The 17,521-nt window shown below is 64.4% G+C and carries 16 protein-coding genes and 3 pseudogenes; 8 read left to right on the top strand and 11 right to left on the bottom strand.

Features of this window, described 5'->3' with window-relative positions; all coding sequences use genetic code 11:
- Window positions 1–6: 6 nt before the first annotated feature.
- The 6 genes and pseudogenes from hfq to ACFQDL_RS17410 form a co-directional block, all read right to left on the bottom strand.
- Window positions 7–246, bottom strand: coding sequence for an RNA chaperone Hfq (gene hfq, locus ACFQDL_RS17435; RefSeq protein ID WP_379910145.1), 240 nt, complete (start codon window positions 244–246; stop codon window positions 7–9).
- Window positions 247–366: 120 nt separating this feature from the next.
- Window positions 367–1,313, bottom strand: a pseudogene (miaA, locus tag ACFQDL_RS17430) (tRNA (adenosine(37)-N6)-dimethylallyltransferase MiaA).
- Between the two features lie 4 nt (window positions 1,314–1,317).
- Complete coding sequence (gene mutL / locus ACFQDL_RS17425) at window positions 1,318–3,165, bottom strand: DNA mismatch repair endonuclease MutL (RefSeq protein WP_379910144.1); 1,848 nt, start codon at window positions 3,163–3,165, stop codon at window positions 1,318–1,320.
- A 96-nt stretch (window positions 3,166–3,261) separates the two neighbouring features.
- On the bottom strand, window positions 3,262–4,614 hold the full coding sequence (locus tag ACFQDL_RS17420; protein ID WP_379910143.1) for an N-acetylmuramoyl-L-alanine amidase: 1,353 nt from the start codon (window positions 4,612–4,614) through the stop codon (window positions 3,262–3,264).
- A gap of 64 nt (window positions 4,615–4,678) precedes the next feature.
- Entirely contained in the window at window positions 4,679–5,101 is a 423-nt protein-coding gene (gene tsaE, locus ACFQDL_RS17415) for a tRNA (adenosine(37)-N6)-threonylcarbamoyltransferase complex ATPase subunit type 1 TsaE (protein WP_379910142.1), read from the bottom strand.
- Between the two features lie 9 nt (window positions 5,102–5,110).
- Window positions 5,111–6,646, bottom strand: coding sequence for an NAD(P)H-hydrate dehydratase (locus tag ACFQDL_RS17410; protein ID WP_379910141.1), 1,536 nt, complete (start codon window positions 6,644–6,646; stop codon window positions 5,111–5,113).
- 186 nt (window positions 6,647–6,832) lie between these two features.
- Between ACFQDL_RS17410 and queG the strand changes: the two genes are divergently transcribed.
- Complete coding sequence (queG, locus tag ACFQDL_RS17405; protein WP_379910140.1) at window positions 6,833–7,957, top strand: tRNA epoxyqueuosine(34) reductase QueG; 1,125 nt, start codon at window positions 6,833–6,835, stop codon at window positions 7,955–7,957.
- Window positions 7,958–8,179: 222 nt separating this feature from the next.
- On the opposite strand, the pseudogene orn reads toward queG, so the two are convergent.
- Window positions 8,180–8,753, bottom strand: a pseudogene (gene orn / locus ACFQDL_RS17400) (oligoribonuclease).
- A gap of 86 nt (window positions 8,754–8,839) precedes the next feature.
- On the opposite strand from orn, the pseudogene rsgA reads away from it, so the two are divergent.
- The 7 genes and pseudogenes from rsgA to ygfZ all read left to right on the top strand — a co-directional run bounded on the left by rsgA (window position 8,840) and on the right by ygfZ (window position 14,407).
- Window positions 8,840–9,873: pseudogene (rsgA, locus tag ACFQDL_RS17395) on the top strand (small ribosomal subunit biogenesis GTPase RsgA).
- A gap of 15 nt (window positions 9,874–9,888) precedes the next feature.
- Window positions 9,889–10,707, top strand: a complete 819-nt coding sequence (locus tag ACFQDL_RS17390) for an HDOD domain-containing protein (protein WP_379910139.1) — start codon at window positions 9,889–9,891, stop codon at window positions 10,705–10,707.
- A 44-nt stretch (window positions 10,708–10,751) separates the two neighbouring features.
- Window positions 10,752–11,534, top strand: a complete 783-nt coding sequence (locus tag ACFQDL_RS17385) for a hypothetical protein (RefSeq protein ID WP_379910138.1) — start codon at window positions 10,752–10,754, stop codon at window positions 11,532–11,534.
- Window positions 11,535–11,648: 114 nt separating this feature from the next.
- Window positions 11,649–12,464, top strand: coding sequence for a sulfurtransferase (locus ACFQDL_RS17380; protein WP_379910137.1), 816 nt, complete (start codon window positions 11,649–11,651; stop codon window positions 12,462–12,464).
- 26 nt (window positions 12,465–12,490) lie between these two features.
- On the top strand, window positions 12,491–13,384 hold the full coding sequence (gene asd / locus ACFQDL_RS17375) for an archaetidylserine decarboxylase (RefSeq protein ID WP_379910136.1): 894 nt from the start codon (window positions 12,491–12,493) through the stop codon (window positions 13,382–13,384).
- The gene (locus tag ACFQDL_RS17370; RefSeq protein WP_379910135.1) at window positions 13,377–14,051 is read left to right on the top strand and encodes a YgfZ/GcvT domain-containing protein; all 675 of its coding nucleotides are present in this window, start codon (window positions 13,377–13,379) and stop codon (window positions 14,049–14,051) included. Before asd ends, ACFQDL_RS17370 begins: the two co-directional genes overlap by 8 nt.
- Window positions 13,958–14,407 carry a CAF17-like 4Fe-4S cluster assembly/insertion protein YgfZ gene (ygfZ, locus tag ACFQDL_RS17365; protein ID WP_379913142.1) on the top strand — a complete coding sequence of 150 codons (450 nt, stop codon included), beginning with the start codon at window positions 13,958–13,960 and terminating at the stop codon, window positions 14,405–14,407. The genes ACFQDL_RS17370 and ygfZ overlap by 94 nt, the downstream gene beginning before the upstream one ends.
- A 211-nt stretch (window positions 14,408–14,618) precedes the next feature.
- Here ygfZ and ACFQDL_RS17360 read toward each other — a convergent pair whose 3' ends face one another.
- The 4 genes from ACFQDL_RS17360 to ACFQDL_RS17345 form a co-directional block, all read right to left on the bottom strand.
- Window positions 14,619–14,933 (bottom strand): hypothetical protein, encoded by a 315-nt coding sequence (locus ACFQDL_RS17360; RefSeq protein ID WP_379910134.1) that lies wholly within the window; start codon window positions 14,931–14,933, stop codon window positions 14,619–14,621.
- Window positions 14,933–15,307, bottom strand: coding sequence for a PH domain-containing protein (locus tag ACFQDL_RS17355; RefSeq protein WP_379910133.1), 375 nt, complete (start codon window positions 15,305–15,307; stop codon window positions 14,933–14,935). Before ACFQDL_RS17355 ends, ACFQDL_RS17360 begins: the two co-directional genes overlap by 1 nt.
- A 125-nt stretch (window positions 15,308–15,432) precedes the next feature.
- Complete coding sequence (locus tag ACFQDL_RS17350; protein WP_379910132.1) at window positions 15,433–15,819, bottom strand: NINE protein; 387 nt, start codon at window positions 15,817–15,819, stop codon at window positions 15,433–15,435.
- A 38-nt stretch (window positions 15,820–15,857) separates the two neighbouring features.
- The gene (locus ACFQDL_RS17345) at window positions 15,858–17,210 is read right to left on the bottom strand and encodes a sigma-54-dependent transcriptional regulator (protein ID WP_379910131.1); all 1,353 of its coding nucleotides are present in this window, start codon (window positions 17,208–17,210) and stop codon (window positions 15,858–15,860) included.
- Between the last annotated feature and the right edge of the window lie 311 nt (window positions 17,211–17,521).

Genomic DNA, 17,521 nt, shown 5'->3' with positions numbered 1-17,521 from the left:
ATGGCCTCAGTCCGGCTGCTTCTCGTCACCCTGCGGCAGTTTCACCGGACGTGCAGGTACGACGGTCGAGATCGCATGTTTGTAGACCATCTGGCTGACGGTATTCTTCAGCAGGATGACGAACTGATCGAAAGACTCGATCTGCCCCTGCAGCTTGATGCCGTTGACCAGAAAGATGGAAACCGGTACGCGCTCTTTGCGCAGCACATTGAGATAAGGGTCTTGTAAAGACTGCCCTTTTGACATTGCAAACTCCTTCCTGAAAAATCGTTATAGGTTATCGGGCCGGGACCGTTTGTTACCCCCTTCCGGCACCCCGACCTCAAAGTGACAGCCTTGCACAGGCAAAGTTCTGCCAGCCGCTCATTATATAATGGCTGAGTCCACTAATTTCAAGGCTTTAGACAGCAACTGGGGATCATTCGTCTCGAGCCAGTGGAGATCGTCACGGCCTCGAAGCCAGGTAATCTGGCGCTTGGCCAGCTGGCGGGTCGCTACAATACCCTTGTACCGCATGGTTTCATAGTCCCAGCGCCCCTCCAGATACTCCCACACCTGGCGATAACCGACACAGCGCACCGACGGGAACGCAAGATCCAGATCGCCTCGCGACCAGAGCACCCGCTCGACCTCCTCGACCAGCCCCTGTTGCAGCATCTGCCCGAAGCGCAACTCGATACGCCGGTGCAGCTCGGCGCGCTCGGGCGGCATCACGGCCAGCGATACCAGGCTGTACGGCAGCGCGCTGCGCTGCTGCTCGCGCCAGAGTTCGCTCATCGCGCGCCCGCTCAACTCGCAGACTTCCAGTGCGCGCTGGATGCGCTGGGCGTCACCGGGCTTGAGTCGCGCCGCAGACTCCGGATCGAGCTGCGCCAGACGGCGGTGCATTTCCGGCCAACCATGGGCGGAGGCCTCCCGCTCCAGCCGCGCCCGCACCCGGGCATCGGCTCCGGGCAGGTCCGCCAGCCCATGCTGCAGCGCATTGAAATAGAGCATGGTGCCCCCACCAGCAGCGGTATGCGCCCGGCCCGGGTGATGCGCGCCATCTCCTCCAGCGCATCGTCGCGAAACCGGGCGGCGGAATAGCTTTCATCCGGATCGCGGATATCGATCAGCCGATGGGGATAGCGCGCCAGTTCGTCGGGTGTCGGCTTGGCGGTGCCGATATCCATGCCGCGATAGATCAGCGCCGAGTCGACACTGATGATCTCGCAGGGCAGACGGTCGTGGAGCGCCATCGCCAGCGCCGTCTTGCCCGATGCCGTCGGCCCCATCAGGAAGATCGCCGGCGGCAGCCGTTTCTGTTCGCTCATGACATCAGCGCCCCCGCAAAAACAGCTTGTCGAGCTCGCCCATCGACAGCTGGGTCCAGGTCGGGCGGCCGTGATTGCACTGGCCGCTGCGCTCGGTAATTTCCATGTCCCGCAGCAGCGCATTCATCTCCGGGATCGTCAGCTGACGGTTGGCACGCACCGCGCCGTGACAGGCCATGGTCGCCAGCAGTTCGTTGATGTGGTTTTCGACGCGCTGACTGCTGCCGTAGGTCAGCATGTCCGACAGCACATCACGGATCAGCTGCTCGACATTGCCCCTGGCTACCGCCACCGGCACCTGTCGTACCAGCAAATTTTCCTCGCCCATGCGCGACAGCTCGAAGCCCAGGCGCCTGAATACGCCGTCCTGCTCCTGGGCGCAATCGGCTTCGCGCTGGCTGACCGCGATACTCAGCGGCACCAGCAGCGGCTGGGAACGTGCCGCCTCGCTCTCCCATGCCTGCTTCATGCGCTCGTAGACAATACGTTCGTGGGCCGCATGCATATCGACCAGCACCAGCCCCTGCTCGTTCTGCGCCAGTACGTAGACACCATGAAGCTGGGCGATCGCATAGCCCAGAGGTGGCGTCCCGGCGTCATCGGACGGCAGCGGCGCGGGCTGTGCGCCGGGTACCGGAGTGCCATTAACCCCCGGTGCCACTGGCATCGGCGCCGGTTGATGCAGGGCGCCATAGGCACTGATCTGGTCCCGCACCGCCGACGGGGACGGCGTGGCGGCACCGCTGCTCAGCGGCATCCGCCCCTGCTCGTAGCGCGGTTCGCTGAAGGCGGCCCCCGGCGCCGGCTGCAGTGGCGGGGCCGCCGCTCCGGCCGGGGCCGCCTCGGGCCGTACATCGGCAATGACCCGGTGCAGGGTGCGGAAAATAAAATCATGAACCAGACGGCCTTCGCGAAAGCGCACCTCGTGCTTGGTCGGGTGTACATTGACATCAACCAGCTTGGGATCCAGCTCGAGATAGAGCACGAATGCCGGATGCCGGCCATGGAAGAGCACGTCCTGATACGCCTGACGCACCGCATGGGCGACCAGCTTGTCGCGAATAATGCGACCATTGACGAAGAAATACTGCAGATCGGCCTGACTGCGGGAAAAGGTCGGCAGCCCGATCCAGCCCCAGAGCCTCAGCCCGCTGGCCTCGGCGCTGACATCGAGCGACAGCGCCTGATCGATGAAGGCCGGTCCGCAGACCGAGGCGATGCGGCGCTCGTGTTCCGCTTCGGTCTGCGCCGGGCGCAACTGATGAATCACACGGCCGTTGTGGCGCAACTGGAAAGCGACATCGGAACGGCTCAGAGCAAGCCGCTTGACCACCTCTTCGAGGTGCTTGAACTCGGTGGTTTCGGTGCGCAGGAACTTGCGCCGCGCCGGGGTATTGAAGAACAGATCCCGTACCTCGACGCTGGTCCCCTGCGGGTGCGCAGCCGGACTGACGCTAGGCTCCATGTCCCGCCCCTCGGTCTGGACCTGCCAGGCATTGTCGGCTCCCGTCCGGCGCGACGTCAGCGTCAGGCGCGAGACCGAACTGATACTGGCCAGGGCCTCGCCGCGAAAGCCCAGGCTGCAGACCGCTTCCAGGTCCTCGAGCGCCAGTATCTTCGAGGTGGCGTGCCGGCTCAGCGCCAGTGGCAGGTCCTCCTGCTCGATACCGTCGCCGTTGTCGCGCAGGCGCATCAGCTTGACCCCCTGCTCGGCGTCGATCTCGATCTGGGTGGCGCCGGCATCGAGACTGTTTTCCAGCAATTCCTTGATGACCGAGGCGGGACGCTCGACCACTTCGCCGGCCGCGATCTGGTTGGCCAGACGCGGCGACAGCAGATGAATTCGTGACATAGACAACTTATCGGATGACGGGCCCCGGGCAAGGCAGAACAAGCCTCGCACCGGTGCCTGGTTTGAAAAGGCAAACTCTACCACAGGCGACCCGTTTTAACTGGACGGAATCTTCAGCACCTGCCCCACCCGGATGGTGTCGTTCGAGAGACCATTGACGGCCCTCAGGTCTGCCAGGGTAACGCCGTTGCGCACCGCGATCACCGACAGGGTGTCGCCGCGTGCCACCTTGTAGGTCCGCGCAGCCAGCGTCGGCAGCTGACCGCCACTCTTGCGGTGGGCGATATGGGTCATCGCCGGAGGACGGTTCCAGAAGAAGTCCTGGATGCCGTCGGCAATCGCCGCCGCCATCTCACGCTGGTAGCTCCTGGATTTCAGCTTGCGCGCTTCGTCCGGGTTGGAGATGAAGCCGGTTTCAACCAGTATCGACGGGATGCCCGGCGATTTCAGCACCACGAAACCGGCCTGCTCGACGAAGGGCTTGTGCATGCGGGCGAACTTGCCAATATTGCGGTGCACCCGCTCGGCGACCTGGCGGCTGCCCTCCATGCTGAAGGTCATAGACATGTCCAGCAGGACACTGGCCAGCACCTCGTCCTTGTCGTCGAGACTGACCACGCCCCCGATGGCGTCCGCGCCGTTCTCCTTCTGGGCCAGCCAGCGGCCCACTTCACTGGTGGCGCCGCGATCGGAGATCACCCATACCGAGGCGCCATTGGCACGTTTGTCCTTGAAGGCATCGGCATGAATCGAGACGAAGAGGTCGGCATTGGTGCGTCGCGCCAGCTTGGTGCGCCCTCTGAGGCTGACGTAATAATCGCCGTCGCGCACCATGACCGGCCTGTATCCCGGCGTCGCCTCCAGCCGCCGGTATACCTCGCGGGCAATGGCCATGACCACATCCTTCTCCCGCAACCCGCCAGGCCCGAGCGCCCCCGGATCCTCGCCACCATGACCAGCGTCGATCGCCACCACGATATCGCGCAGAACGCCCGGGTCGTCCACAACCGTCGCGGGTTCAGGCCCAATGCGATTGGTCGGCCCCGAGGTGCCGTTATTGAGCAGATCCACCACCAGCCGATGGCCATACTGATCGTTGGGCGCCAGCGCGAAGCTGCGCGGCTTGATGCCGCGACTCAGGTCCAGCACGATGCGCTGCGTACCATCGGGCTGGCGCGAGTGCCGGATGCGACTGATCGGGCTGTCGTCGATGCCGAGGCTGTCCAGGCTGGCGCTCAGCCGCGACCCGGCCATGTCCACCACCAGACGATCGGGGTTGTCCAGCGCGAACACCTTGTGCCGCACCGGCCCCGACAGGTCAAACACCAGCCGCGTATGGTCCGGCGCCAGCCAGAGCCGCACATTCTGAATATCAGCCGCCATCGCGGACTGCCAGCCGAGGCACAGGCCCAGCAGCAGCCATCCGATCCCCTTCGCGATACCGCTCAATGGTTCTACTCCTGTTGCGCGATCTGTTCCTGCAGGGCGCCAATCAGTTGCCGCCCCCGTTCTGTCATTGCCCGGCAGCGAATGCGCCGCCCGCCCCCTGAACCTCGATCCGCAGTTGCAGATCGGGCACCGGCAGCCAGCCGGCACCGCGTTCCGGCCACTCGACCAGACAGAGCTCCTGTTCAGCAAAATAATCCCGAATGCCGAGATATTCCAGCTCCTCTGGGTCGGCAAGACGATACAGATCGAAATGATACAGCCTGTGCGCGCCCAGCTCATAGGGCTCGACCAGCGTATAGGTCGGGCTCTTCACCGCGCCCCGATGACCGAAGGCCCGCAGCGCCCCGCGGCACAGGGTGGTTTTGCCCATACCCAGGTCGCCCTCGAGGAAAATCACGCCCCGTCCGCCGCTCACCCGGCCCAGCACCTCGCCGAAGTGGACCATCGCCGCCTCGTCGTCGGCGATATATTCCAGTGTCTCTGCCATGTTTTAACGTTACCTGTCCTTCGCTGTTTCATCCCACCCGTTGATGACTGCTGGAATGATACCCAGCAGATCCGTCGGCATCAGCCCCCGCTCGCCGCGCCGGTGCGCGCACCGGTCGGCCGCCGAGGCATGCACGAAAACGCCGAGTCTGGCCGCATCCACCGGCTTCAGTCCCTGGGCCCAGAGCCCGCCGACAATGCCAGAGAGCACATCGCCCATGCCGCCACAGGCCATGCCCGGATTGCCGGCCGAGCACAGGTGCAGCGCATCGCCGTCACTGCTGAGGGACCCGGCTCCCTTGAGGACCGCAACACCTCCGCACTGGGCCTGCAGGCGCTGCACCGATTCAAAACGATCCCGGTTGATGGTCGCGACATCCTCATCCAGCAGCCGGGCCGCCTCGCCAGGGTGAGGCGTCAGTATCCAGTTATCCCGGCGAGCGCCCTGCAGCCAGCTCTTTTCCGCCAGCAGGTTCAGACCGTCGGCGTCCATCACCATCGGCTTGCCGGACTCCAGCGCCTGCTGCAGCAACTGGTCACCCCAGGCCCGGCGGCCGAGACCCGGCCCGACGATCAGCAGGTCGGGGCGCTCGAGCAGCGGTTCCAGATCCTGTCCCGACTCGACGCCATTGACCATAAGCTCCGGCTGGCGCGCCAGCGCCGCGGTCAGATGCTCGCGCCTTGTCGCCAGCGACACCAGCCCGGCACCGGCCCGCAGCGCCGCCTGGGCCGCCATGATCGCGGCGCCACCGTAACCGCGATCGCCGCCAATCACCAGCACATGCCCGAAACCGCCCTTGTGACTGCTGCGCGGCCGCGGTCCCAGGGCCGCGGCCAGATCCTCGGCCTGGGTGCGGAAGGCACTGACCGGCACCTCTTCGTAGACAGCCTCGGGCACCAGCAGGCTGTCGAACTCGACCTCGCCGGTATAGTCCACCGCCTGATGCGTGAACAGGCCCTGCTTGAGACCGATAAAGGTGATGGTCAGGTCGGCGCGTACCGCCACGCCGAGCACCTGCCCGGTATCACTGCAGATCCCGGACGGTATATCCACGGCCAGCACCGGCTGGACGCTGCGGTTGCACTGCTGGATGGCACGTTCGTACAGACCATGCACAGGACCGCTTAGACCGGTACCCAGCATCGCATCGACCAGCACCTCACCACGCAGCTCGCTATCGGCGCGGTAATATTCGGCGTCTACCCCGAGCCCCCTGCACCAGCGCCAGGCATCCAGTGCCTCGCCCCTCAGCCGCTGCTCGAACGGCTCGTCGCCAATGCAGAGCATCTGCACCCTCAGCCCATGCTGATGCGCCAGGCCCGCGACGACAAAGCCATCACCGCCGTTGTTGCCGGCGCCGCACAGCACGGTGACCGACTTCGCGCCGGACCAACGCTTCTGCAGCGTGGCAAAGGCAGCATGGCCGGCCCGCTGCATCAGCTTGAATCCGGGCAGACCGTATTGTTCGATCGCGGTGCGGTCCAACGCACGCGTCTGTTCTGCCGTGTATAATGTGGCCGGCAACTCCGCTCTAACGACAGGCATGGGCACCCCTTGAAAGTGGTGAGTAGACAGCGAACAGAAAACATTCAACAGTAAAAGCAGTCCAGTGCCCACTGTTGACTCAATACTGTCAACTGTTAGCTCGCTATAAATTTGCGATCATTATAGAGGATCGTCCCGGCGCAGTCCCTTGCCCGCACGCATCTCGAAGCCACACCGTTGAAAAGCATGAACACCCTTTCGGCATCACAACTCGAAGACCTCGCCTGCCAGATCAAGCAATGGGCCGCCGAGCTCGGCTTCCAGCAGTGCGGCATCACCGGAACCGACCTCTCCAGTGAAGGCGAGCACCTGCGCGAGTGGCTGGCGCGGGGCTATCAGGGCGAGATGGGTTACCTCGAGAACCATTTCGACAAACGCCTCGACCCCACGCTGCTGGTGCCGGGCACCCGTCGCATCATCTCGGTACGGATGGACTATCTGCCCCCGGATGTAAAGACACTGGGCATCCTGAAACAGCGGGACAAGGCCTATATCGCCCGCTATACCCTGGGTCGCGACTACCACAAGACGATGCGCAAGCGCCTGACCCGGCTCGGTCAGCGCATCGAACAGGCCTGCGACGCCCTGGGTTACCGCGCCTTCGTCGACAGCGCACCGGTGCTGGAGCGCCCGCTGGCGCGCGAGGCCGGCATTGGCTGGCAGGGCAAGCACAGCCTGATTCTCAACCGTGAAGCCGGCTCCTGGTTCCTGCTGGGCGAACTCTTCGTCGACCTGCCGCTGCCCCTGGACGAACCCTACGAAGAGGAGCACTGCGGCCGCTGCACCGCCTGCCTCGATATCTGTCCGACCGGGGCTTTCCCGGCCCCCGGCGTACTCGATGCACGACGCTGCATTTCCTACCTGACGATCGAATACAGGGGCAGCATCGAGCCGGAACTGCGCCCCCTGATCGGCAACCGCATCTTCGGCTGCGATGACTGTCAGCTGATCTGCCCCTGGAACCGGTTTGCCCGCCACAGTGGCGAAGCCGACTTCCAGCCCCGGCACCGACTCGACGATATCGACCTGCTAGAACTGTTCGAATGGAGCGAGGAGGCGTTTCTGCGCAACACCGAAGGCTCGGCGATCCGCCGCACCGGTTACGAGGGCTGGCAGCGCAACCTCGCGGTGGCGCTGGGCAACGGCTCGGGCGGTCCGAGGGTAGAGCGGGCACTCGAGGCACGGCGCGAGACCGCCACCGCGCTGGTGCGCGAGCACATCGACTGGGCGCTCGAGCGCCTGCGCACCGGTCCGAATGCGGTGCCGCTGCCGATCGTTGAACACCCGCGGGCGCGCAAGTTGCCGGAATGATTGAGTGACGTGTTACAGGGAATGTCTGCGCCATCCATCACCCGTCACGCCTTACCTCTTCGCCTTTTACGCTCTGCCAACCGATGCCAATCGATCTGCACTATGATCGATTTGACGGGCTACGCAATGCCCGAACCGCACCGGGACCGGAAAAGCCGTGCCAATGCATCGCTGAGCCCATCCTCTATTCGTGGATCCGGTTGGGACGGCAAGTCTTTCGCCTTATGGCTGGATGAAATGCTCGCGGTAATGACGCAACTCGTTGATCGAGTCGCGGATATCGTCGAGCGCCAGGTGTGAACCCTGCTTTTTCACGCCTTTCAGAACCTCGGGCTTCCAGCGTCGCGCCAGCTCCTTCAGGGTGCTGACATCGAGGTTGCGGTAGTGAAACCAGGCTTCGAGTTCGGGCATGTAACGATAGAGGAAGCGCCGGTCCTGGCAGATGCTGTTGCCGCACATCGGCGAAGCCCTTGTCGACATGACGTTTCAGGAACTCGAGGGTCTGGCGCTCGGCTTCCCGCTCGTCGACACCGCTCTCGCGCACCCGCTGCGTCAGGCCCGACTGGCCGTGCTGACGGGTACACCACTCGTCCATCGCGTCGAGTGCCGCATCGGACTGGTGAACGGCCAGCATCGGCCCCTCCTCGATAATATTGAGCTGGGCATCGGTGACGATGGTGGCGATCTCGATAATGAGGTCTCGATCCGGATCCAGGCCGGTCATTTCCAGGTCAATCCAGATCAGGTTGTTGCGGCGGGCACTGTTATCTGCGCCCGCGTCGTCGTTATTGCTCATTGGGAACCGCCCTCCACTGGAGTCCACTACTAATTTGCTCGGGAATAGAATACCTTAGGTCTCGTCTTAATACCTAAGTGAGCTCGATGTCCAAGCGTAAACTGACCCGCCGCCAGGCCTGGCGCGTGGAAAAATCCAGCAGGAGCGCACCGCCCGGGCCCAGCGCCGCGACGAGGTGGTCGACGAGCAGCTCGAGGGCGGCGAACTGGGCCGGGAACAGCATGGGCTGATCATCTCCCACTTCGGCCGCCAGGTCGATGTCGAGGCGCTGGACGGCGAAACCGCCGGCAGCCTGCACCGGTGCCACATGCGTACCAATATGGGCCAGCTCGTGACCGGCGATCGCGTTATCTGGCGTCCCGCCAGTGAAGGCGGCGTCGTCGTCGCCCAGTTGCCGCGCCACTCGGAGCTGATGCGCCCAAACCCCCAGGGCGAACTGAGGCCCATTGCCGCCAACATCGACTTTATCGTCGTCACCGTCGCGGTGGAACCGACACCCTATGCCAACCTCATCGACCGCTACCTGGTGGCGGCGGAACTGAGCGGCATCGAGCCGGTCATCCTGCTCAACAAGACCGACCTGCTCGACGACGACAACCGCGAGCAGATTCTCGGCATGCTGGCCCGGTACGAGCGCATCGGCTACCGGGTGCTGCGCGCCTCGACCGCCGACTCCCACGGCCTCGACGAACTCAAGCAGTTGCTCAACGAAAGGATCAGCGTCTTCGTCGGCCAGTCCGGCGTCGGCAAGTCGTCGCTGATCAATGCGCTGCTGCCCGGCGTCGACCTGAGGGTCGGCGAGCTTTCGGCCCAGACCCGCAAGGGCCGTCACACCACCACCACGGCCCGGCTGTTCCATTTTCCCGACGGCGGCGATCTCATCGACTCGCCGGGGATTCGCGAGTTCGGCCTCTGGCACCTCGAGCCGGAACGGCTGATCGAGGGATTCCGCGAGTTCCGCCCCTATCTCGGGCACTGCCGCTTCCGCGACTGCCGCCACGAGCAGGAACCGGGCTGCGCCATCAAGGCCGCGATCGAGCAGCATGAAATCAGCGAATCCCGCGTCAGAAGCTACCAGCACATCCGTCAGTCGCTTCTGGCCGAGAACAGCGCCCACTGACAGCCAGGCCCAGCCATGACCACCGAGGACAAGCAACCCGACACCCGCGCCCGCAGCCGCGCCGATAATGCAGAGCTGAGCGGCGCCGAAGCCTGGACCGGCTACCTGGCGCCACGACCGCTGCCGACCCGGCTGTCGACGCTCGAGCGCCTGCGCCAGGAAGTCGATTCGGAACACAGCACCCTGATGAGCGTGACGCCGATCATCAAGTCGGACCCGGTTCTCTGCCTGCAGGTCATCTGCGAGGCTCAGAAGCTGCATGCCGCCAAGGGATCGGATGTCACCGGCATCGATCATGCCATCGGCTCCCTGGGACTGGATCGCCTCGGACAGCTGGCCGCGCGCTGCCGCGGGCTGCGCCTGCATCCGGCTCGCGTTGCCCACCTGCAGTACTTCCGGGCCATTGCCAACAGCCATCATGCCGCCACCCAGTGCGCCCAGTGGCTGCGCAAGCGCCATGCCACCTATGCGGAAAAGGGCTGGGCCGCGGCGCTCTGCTATGGCGTCGGTTTCTGGAGCCTCTGGCTGCATGCGCCACTGCACATGCACCGTATCCAGTGCCGCGTGATCGACGACGGCCTGGAGCCGGTGCAGGCCGAAATCGAGACCCTGGGCTGCACCACCCAGCAGATATCGCTGGGCCTTGCCCATGCCTGGCAGTTGCCGCCGCTGGTGATCGCCGCGCTGGACCACGACACCTCGCCGTCGCTGCGCACTCTGGACAAGCTGCACCAGCGCACGCTGAGCGACCCGGGCCTCGGTCGCGAGGATCTCAGGGAACTGAGCCATCTGGTGCAGCAGCACTTTTTCCGGTCAAGCTCGCCAACTGGCTGACACTGACGCTCAACCGCAGCTGGACCGGAACCCGCACCCGGCGCATGTACGCCATCATCGGCGATTATCTCGACATCGAGCTGTCCGAGGCCGCGGCACAGATTCACCGCAACTGCGCGCTGTCGGCGCAGCAGTACCACCTGCCCGGCACCCTGGCGCCGGCCACCGAGATGCTGATGCTACCGGAGCGGACCCTGCTGGCGGAAATGCCCGGCCCACGCGAACTGGCACTTTACGCGGACCGCTTCCCCGAACCGCCGCCGCTGCCGGAACCGGTGGACGCAACTGTGGCACCCGCCGCACCGGAGTTCGCCGATGCCCGGGCCTATCGTCAGACCCTCGAGCGGCTGCGCAGCGGCTACGAACTGCACACCCGGCCGGCCCACATCCTTCAGGCCCTGCTGCTCGGCCTGTCGCAGGGGCTTGGCATCGAACGGCTGACGCTGCAGGTGGTGCAGCCTGTGGACAAGAAACTCAAGACCGCCCAGGTGATCGGCATCGACGCCCTGGATCCGCTGGCGCAGTGCCAGGCGGAGCTCGCAGACGCCCCGCTGATGCGTCAGCTGTGCCAGCGCCCGACCTGCGTCTGGATCAACGACGAAAACCGGGCGAAACTGGTGCCGCTGCTGCCGGCCGAGTACCGGACGGTGCTGACAGGACAGGACGGTCTGCTGATGTCGGTTTTCATGAAGGAGCGTCCGGTCGCCGTGATCTACGGCGATCTCGGCCACAACGGTCCCGTCACGGCCTTTCACCGCGACCATTTTCGCGACCTGTGCGGCGCCGCCAGCCAGGGGCTGCGGCGGATGCTGACCCGCAATGCCTGAAAGCGCCGGCAAACCCCGTGCATTCGGCGACCTCGACGCTGCAGCTCAGAACACTGTGTTTAATGGCAGGGTTGATAGTATGATCGCCAGTCCCCAGACTTTACGGAGGCAACGATGACGCAGCTACCACTCGTGATCGAGGCGGATGAACTGGCCCGCCGGCTGGATGATCCGTCCCTGCTGATTCTCGACCTGTCGAAGGCGGAAACCTACCGCCAGGGACATGTTCCCCATGCCGTCCATGTCGACCCGGCCCGGCTGCTGTGCGGCAGCGCGCCGGTGCCCAACAAGCTGCCGAGTGCCGCTCAGCTCTCGTCGCTGTTTTCAGAGCTCGGGCTGACCCCCGAACGCCAGGTCGTCGTCTACGACGACCAGATGGGCCCGCTGGCCGGACGCATGATCTGGACCCTGCACTGCGTCGGCCACCAGCGCTGCTCCTTCCTCAACGGCCAGCTCAATGCCTGGCGGCAGGCCGGCCTTGCGATAGAGAGCGGCAGCAACAGCCCGGAGCCGAGCCGCTTCGAGGCCCGGATCGATCCCCGTTACCTGGCCGACGTCGCCTATATCCTCGAACGCCTGGGGTCCCCGGACCTCTGTATCTGGGATGCCCGTACGCAAGCCGAATACCGGGGCGAAAAGGTGGTCAATGCGAAAAAGGGCGGGCATATCCCCGGCGCAATCTGGTATGAATGGACAGACACCCTGATCAGCCCCGACGATACCCGGCTGCGACCGGATGCCGAACTGCTGGCGCAACTCGAGGCCCGCGGCATCCGCCCGGAACAGGAGGTCATCACCCATTGTCAGACACATCGCCGCTCCGGCCTGACCTATCTGGTCGCACGCCACCTCGGCTTCGACCGGGTACGCTGTTACGACGGCTCCTGGTTCGAGTGGGGCAACCGCGACGACACCCCGGTCGAAACCTGATCATCGCTCATAAGGACGTTTAAACCTTGAAAGACAAGCTGTTCATACTGCTGCAGCAGCTGGCGCCGCAGCACTGCCTTTCGCGCCTCGCGGGTCGGCTGGCCGAATGCCGCGACCCCTGGGTCAAGAATACCTTCATCCGCTGGTTCGCCAACCGCTATGGCGTCAACATGCAGGAAGCCGAAGTCGAGGACCTGCGCGCCTACGAAAACTTCAACGCCTTCTTCACCCGCAAGCTCAAGGCCGATGCCCGTCCCGTCGATCCGGACCCCGATGCCATCGTCAGCCCCGCCGACGGCGCCATCAGCCAGCTCGGGCCTATCGATCACGGCCGCATCTTCCAGGCCAAGGGACGCGGCTACGGCCTCAGCACCCTGCTGGGCGGGGACATGGAACTCGCCGCCCCCTTTAAAAACGGCTCTTTCGCCACCATCTATCTATCACCACGGGATTATCACCGGGTCCATATGCCGGTCGACGGCAAGCTGCGCGAAACGGTCTACATACCGGGCGATCTCTACTCGGTCAACCAGACCACCGCCGCCCATGTCGACGAGCTGTTTGCACGCAACGAGCGCCTCGTCGCCATCTTCGATACCGACCACGGTCCCATGGCCATGGTACTGGTCGGTGCGATGATCGTTGCCGGCATCGAGACAGTCTGGTCCGGCCAGGTGACGCCTGTCCCCCGCGCCCCGGTCAGGACCCGCTACGACGCCCGGCCAGACAGCGATATCCGGATTGCCCGTGGTGAGGAGATGGGGCGCTTCAAACTCGGCTCGACGGTGGTACTGCTGTTCGGCCCCGATGCCCTGACATGGAGTCGGGAACTTGGCGCGGAAAGCGCCCTGCGACTGGGACAGCGTATCGGCAGCCGCACCCCGCCGCCTGCCCAACAAGAGAAGAACGCAGATGAGTGACTGGCTGGAGAAAATCCGCGCCCTGGGCGCAACCCTGAACGATCAGGGTGACCGCATCGTTCGCGTCGATGATCGCGAATCCGAAACCCGCATTACGCCGCTGGTTCACCAGGGGCTGATCAGCATCACGGGACCCGACGCGGAAAAATTTCTGCAGGGCCAGCTGAGCTGCGACCTGCAGGATGTCAGCGCCCTTGGCAGCCGCCTCGGCGCCCACTGCAATATCAAGGGCCATATGCACAGCCTGCTCCGGCTGATGCGGGTTCAAGACGGCTTCTGGCTGCGCGGTCACCGTGCCCTGCTGCCGGCCTCGCTGGCACTGCTGAAAAAATACATGATCTTCTCCAAGGCACAGTCCATCGACCTCAGCGACGAGGTGGTGGGACTGGGCTGTAGCGGGCCGGGCGCCGCGGTGCTGGTCGAGAAACTGCTTGGCCAGGTACCGAGCGAAGTCGACGGCATTTACGCCAGCGAAGGCATGCTGGCGGTGCGGGTACCGGGCAAGCGCTTCGAAATCTGGCTGCCTGAAGAGCAGGCGCTCGCGCGACTGCCGGAGCTGGTCGAGATTGCGCCCTGGGTACCACCGAGCAGTGGGAACTGGGCGAGATCCGTGCCGGCATCCCGGACCTGCGCCCCGAGACCGTCGAGGCCTTCATTCCCCAGATGACCAACCTGCAGGCGCTGCACGGCGTCAGCTTCACCAAGGGCTGCTATACCGGCCAGGAGATCGTCACCCGGCTGCAGCACCGCGGCCAGCTCAAACGCCCGATGTACCGTGCCCGTGTCGCCAACGACAGCTGCCCGCAGCCCGGCACCGCACTGCACAGCACCGCCAAGGAGAATATCGGCCAGGTCGTGCTGGCAGCGCCATCCGGCGACGGCGAATACGAACTGCTGGCGGTGATCGTCAAGGACCTGGCCGAAACCGGACCGGTCCTGCTCGGCGGCCAGAGCGGCCCCGCGCTGGAGCTGCTGGACCTGCCCTACCCGCTCGATCCGGAGCTGTTTCGCTCGAAAAGGTGACAGGTGACGCGTAACGTAGTGGGTAGGATGGGTGGAGCGGCGCATCACGCTGTATTCAAACGTTACGTCGAAGTCAGCGCGTCGCGTACCCCATCATCGACTTCAGGGCACCGGCGCCGTCCGAAATTGCCATGATGGGTTACGCCGCCAGAAGCGATGGGGCTAGCCGGCAAGCCCCTCGGGGGCGACTCCACCCATCCCACCTGTGCGCTCAGAAGATCCAGGCGAGCATCAGCCAGATCACCAGAAAGAACGACGCAAAACCGGCGAGCATGAACTGGATCTCGCCGATGAAGCCGTCGCCGGCGGCGATGGCGAAAACCACCATCAGGGTGACGGTGACGAAGAACGAGATCACCGCCGCATCCTTCAGGCCCAGCCCCGGCGCCAGATGTTCGCTGGAAATCTGCGCCAGCTGCGGCAGCAGCAACAGCGCCGCCGCGGCCAGTATGACCAGCAACACCAGAATCGCCAGCAGTACGGTACGCGCTTCGCGCTTGTCCTTCGAATCCGGATCGCCGGCCATCAGGCAGCCTGCTGCGCCTTGATCAGTTCCCGCAGCCGGTGCGGATCCGGCAAACCCGCAACCTCGATTTCGGCCTCGTCGCCGGCCGTGTAGATGGCGATCTTGCCGACGCCGAAGATGCGGTTGAAAAAGGACTGGTAGACATTGACGGTCCGGATACTCGAGAGCGCGAGCTCGGTGCGATCCTTGCTCAGCAGCCCCCGCTCGACCACGAGCTCGCTGCCGCTGAGCTCCAGCAGCGTCGATTTGCACTTCAGGTACCAGACCAGCAGGATGATGATGCCGATCCCGACTGGTATCAGCAGAATGGCCAGCAGAAAGCCCAGCGGGTTGTTTTTGAACATCGCCGGATGTTCCGAATAGGTTGCGTCCATCTGTCCCTTTTCCCTCGTTGGTTTTGCGCAGCTTCGCAGAAGCCTGGAAGCGAATCAACGCCCCTGCGCCGCCAGGCGTCAGCCATCCCATTTTCGAAGACCCGAACTGAATCCGGCATGAAGCCTCAGGCCTCGCCGTTCAGCTCACTGACCTGGTCGTTCAGGGTCCAGTAGTCGTAGATCACACCGATCAGGAACAGACCGCCGGTGAGCAGATACAGCAGGCCGCTCAGCCACTTGCCCATGTAGAAACGGTGCACGCCGAAGAAGCCGAGAAAGGTGAGCAGAATCCAGGCGATAGTGTAATCGGTCGGACCCTGCCGAAAACTGAAGTCCGCATCCCGGTCCATCGACGGTATCAGAAACAGGTCGACGATCCAGCCGATCAGGAAAAGCCCGAGTGTGAAAAAGTAGAGGGTCCCCGATACCGGGCGGCCGTAGTAGAAGCGGTGAGCCCCCATAAAACCGAAAATCCAGAGCAGGTAACCTATAACTTTGCTGTGTCCGTTCATCTGTGTCCCTGTCGACAAGTTATGCCTGAGCCCCGGATTCAGAGCCCGTAACGTTCAATCTTCTTCAAAAGCCCCTGCCGCGACACCCCCAGAGTGGCAGCGGCATGGGTCCGGTTACCCTCGTGACGCGCCAGCGCCTGGCGAATCAGCCGGATCTCCAGTGCCCGCACCTGTTCATCGAGGGAGGCGCCGGCATCCCCCGCGCCCCCGCTCTGCACGCCCGGATGCAACAGCGCGACGTCTTCCGGCGTCACCCGGCCGCCGCGGCTCAGCGCACAGATGCTCTCGAGGGTATTGCGCAGTTCCCGCACGTTGCCCGGCCAGGGGCGGTGGATCAGCCAATCCAGCACCTCGGGTTCGAGCGCCAGAATCGGCTGGCCGCTATCCCGGGCCTGCAGTGCCAGAAAATGGCGCACCAGCAGCGGGATATCCTCGCAGCGCTCGGCCAGCGGACGGGTTTCGATCGTTACCCCCTTGATGCGGTAATAGAGATCCTCGCGGAACTCGCCGCCGGCGACCCGTTCCGGCAGGTTGGCATTGGTGGCCGAAATCACCCGCACGTCGATCTGCTGCAGGCTGCGACCGCCGACCGGGTAGAAAGTGCCCTCCTGCAGCACCCGCAGCAGCTTGACCTGCATGGCCAGCGGCATTTCACCGATCTCGTCGAGAAACAGCGTACCGCCGTCGGCCAGCTTCAGCAGCCCCTCCCGGTCCCGGTCCGCCCCGGTAAAAGCGCCCCGCACGTAGCCGAACAGTTCGCTTTCGAGCAGGTCCGCCGGGATGGCGCCGCAGTGAACCGAGATAAAGGGGCCCTCCGCTCGCAGGCTGAGATCATGCAGCACCCGGGAAATCACCTCCTTGCCGGTACCTGACGGGCCTGTCACCAGTACCCGGGCGTCGGTCGGCGCGATCCGCTCCACCAGCGCGCGGATGCCACTCATCGAGGCAGAGCTGCCGATCAGCCGCTCCAGCGGCGATCCGGGGCCCTGCCCCTGTCTCAGCTGCTGCAGCTCGCGGCTGAGCCGGTGCTTGGTCACGGCGCGCTTGACCACCACCGCCAGCATGTCCGGATCCAGCGGCTTGGCCAGAAAATCCCAGGCCCCCTGCTCCATCGCCTGCAGCGCCCGCTCGCGGTCGGCATGGCCGGTGAGGATAATCACCGGCCGGCTGGCGAATTCCGGCACGGCGGCCAGGGTCTCGGCCGGGTCGAAACGCGGCGGCAGCGCCAGATCCAGCAGCAGCAAGTCCGGATCGAACGGGCCGAGCAGCGCCCGCGCCTCGTCGAGGCTGGCACCGCTGCGCACCTCGTAGCCGGCCTGGGCCAGCCACTGTTCGCACAGCGACCGGAATGCCGGCTCGTCGTCTATCAACAGGATTTTCGCCGGATTCATCCTTCAGGTTCCTCGGGAAAGTTGGGTTCAAAGGTCACCGGCCAGCCAAATTCCGTGCACAGCTGCACCGAGCCGTCCCGGGATAGCCATCCATGATGCGCCGCACGGCAAAGGCGATCAGCTTGATTCATGTGCCTGCCCCTTCGGGAAACACCAGCTCAAAGGTCACCGGCCAGCCAAGATCCGTGCGCAGCCGCACCGAGCCGTCCCGGGATAGCCATCCATGATGCGCCGCACGACAAAGGCGATCAGCTTGATTCATGTGCCTGCCCCTTCGGGAAACACCAGCTCAAAGGTCACCGGCCAGCCAA

Origin of the sequence: Marinobacterium aestuariivivens, from assembly GCF_042661465.1 — a bacterium.
Lineage (GTDB): Bacteria > Pseudomonadota > Gammaproteobacteria > Pseudomonadales > Balneatricaceae > Marinobacterium_A > Marinobacterium_A aestuariivivens.
Note: the sequence above shows the minus strand (reverse complement) of the source record. Positions and strands in the feature narration are given on the sequence as shown.

Coding starts and splice junctions, on each gene's coding strand:
- hfq (WP_379910145.1), bottom strand. CDS start 246: ATGTCAAAAGGGCAGTCTTTACAAGACCCTTATCTCAATGTGCTGCGC.
- mutL (WP_379910144.1), bottom strand. CDS start 3,165: ATGTCACGAATTCATCTGCTGTCGCCGCGTCTGGCCAACCAGATCGCG.
- tsaE (WP_379910142.1), bottom strand. CDS start 5,101: ATGGCAGAGACACTGGAATATATCGCCGACGACGAGGCGGCGATGGTC.
- ACFQDL_RS17410 (WP_379910141.1), bottom strand. CDS start 6,646: ATGCCTGTCGTTAGAGCGGAGTTGCCGGCCACATTATACACGGCAGAA.
- queG (WP_379910140.1), top strand. CDS start 6,833: ATGAACACCCTTTCGGCATCACAACTCGAAGACCTCGCCTGCCAGATC.
- ACFQDL_RS17390 (WP_379910139.1), top strand. CDS start 9,889: ATGACCACCGAGGACAAGCAACCCGACACCCGCGCCCGCAGCCGCGCC.
- ACFQDL_RS17385 (WP_379910138.1), top strand. CDS start 10,752: ATGTACGCCATCATCGGCGATTATCTCGACATCGAGCTGTCCGAGGCC.
- ACFQDL_RS17380 (WP_379910137.1), top strand. CDS start 11,649: ATGACGCAGCTACCACTCGTGATCGAGGCGGATGAACTGGCCCGCCGG.
- ACFQDL_RS17370 (WP_379910135.1), top strand. CDS start 13,377: ATGAGTGACTGGCTGGAGAAAATCCGCGCCCTGGGCGCAACCCTGAAC.
- ACFQDL_RS17360 (WP_379910134.1), bottom strand. CDS start 14,933: ATGGCCGGCGATCCGGATTCGAAGGACAAGCGCGAAGCGCGTACCGTA.
- ACFQDL_RS17355 (WP_379910133.1), bottom strand. CDS start 15,307: ATGGACGCAACCTATTCGGAACATCCGGCGATGTTCAAAAACAACCCG.
- ACFQDL_RS17350 (WP_379910132.1), bottom strand. CDS start 15,819: ATGAACGGACACAGCAAAGTTATAGGTTACCTGCTCTGGATTTTCGGT.
- ACFQDL_RS17345 (WP_379910131.1), bottom strand. CDS start 17,210: ATGAATCCGGCGAAAATCCTGTTGATAGACGACGAGCCGGCATTCCGG.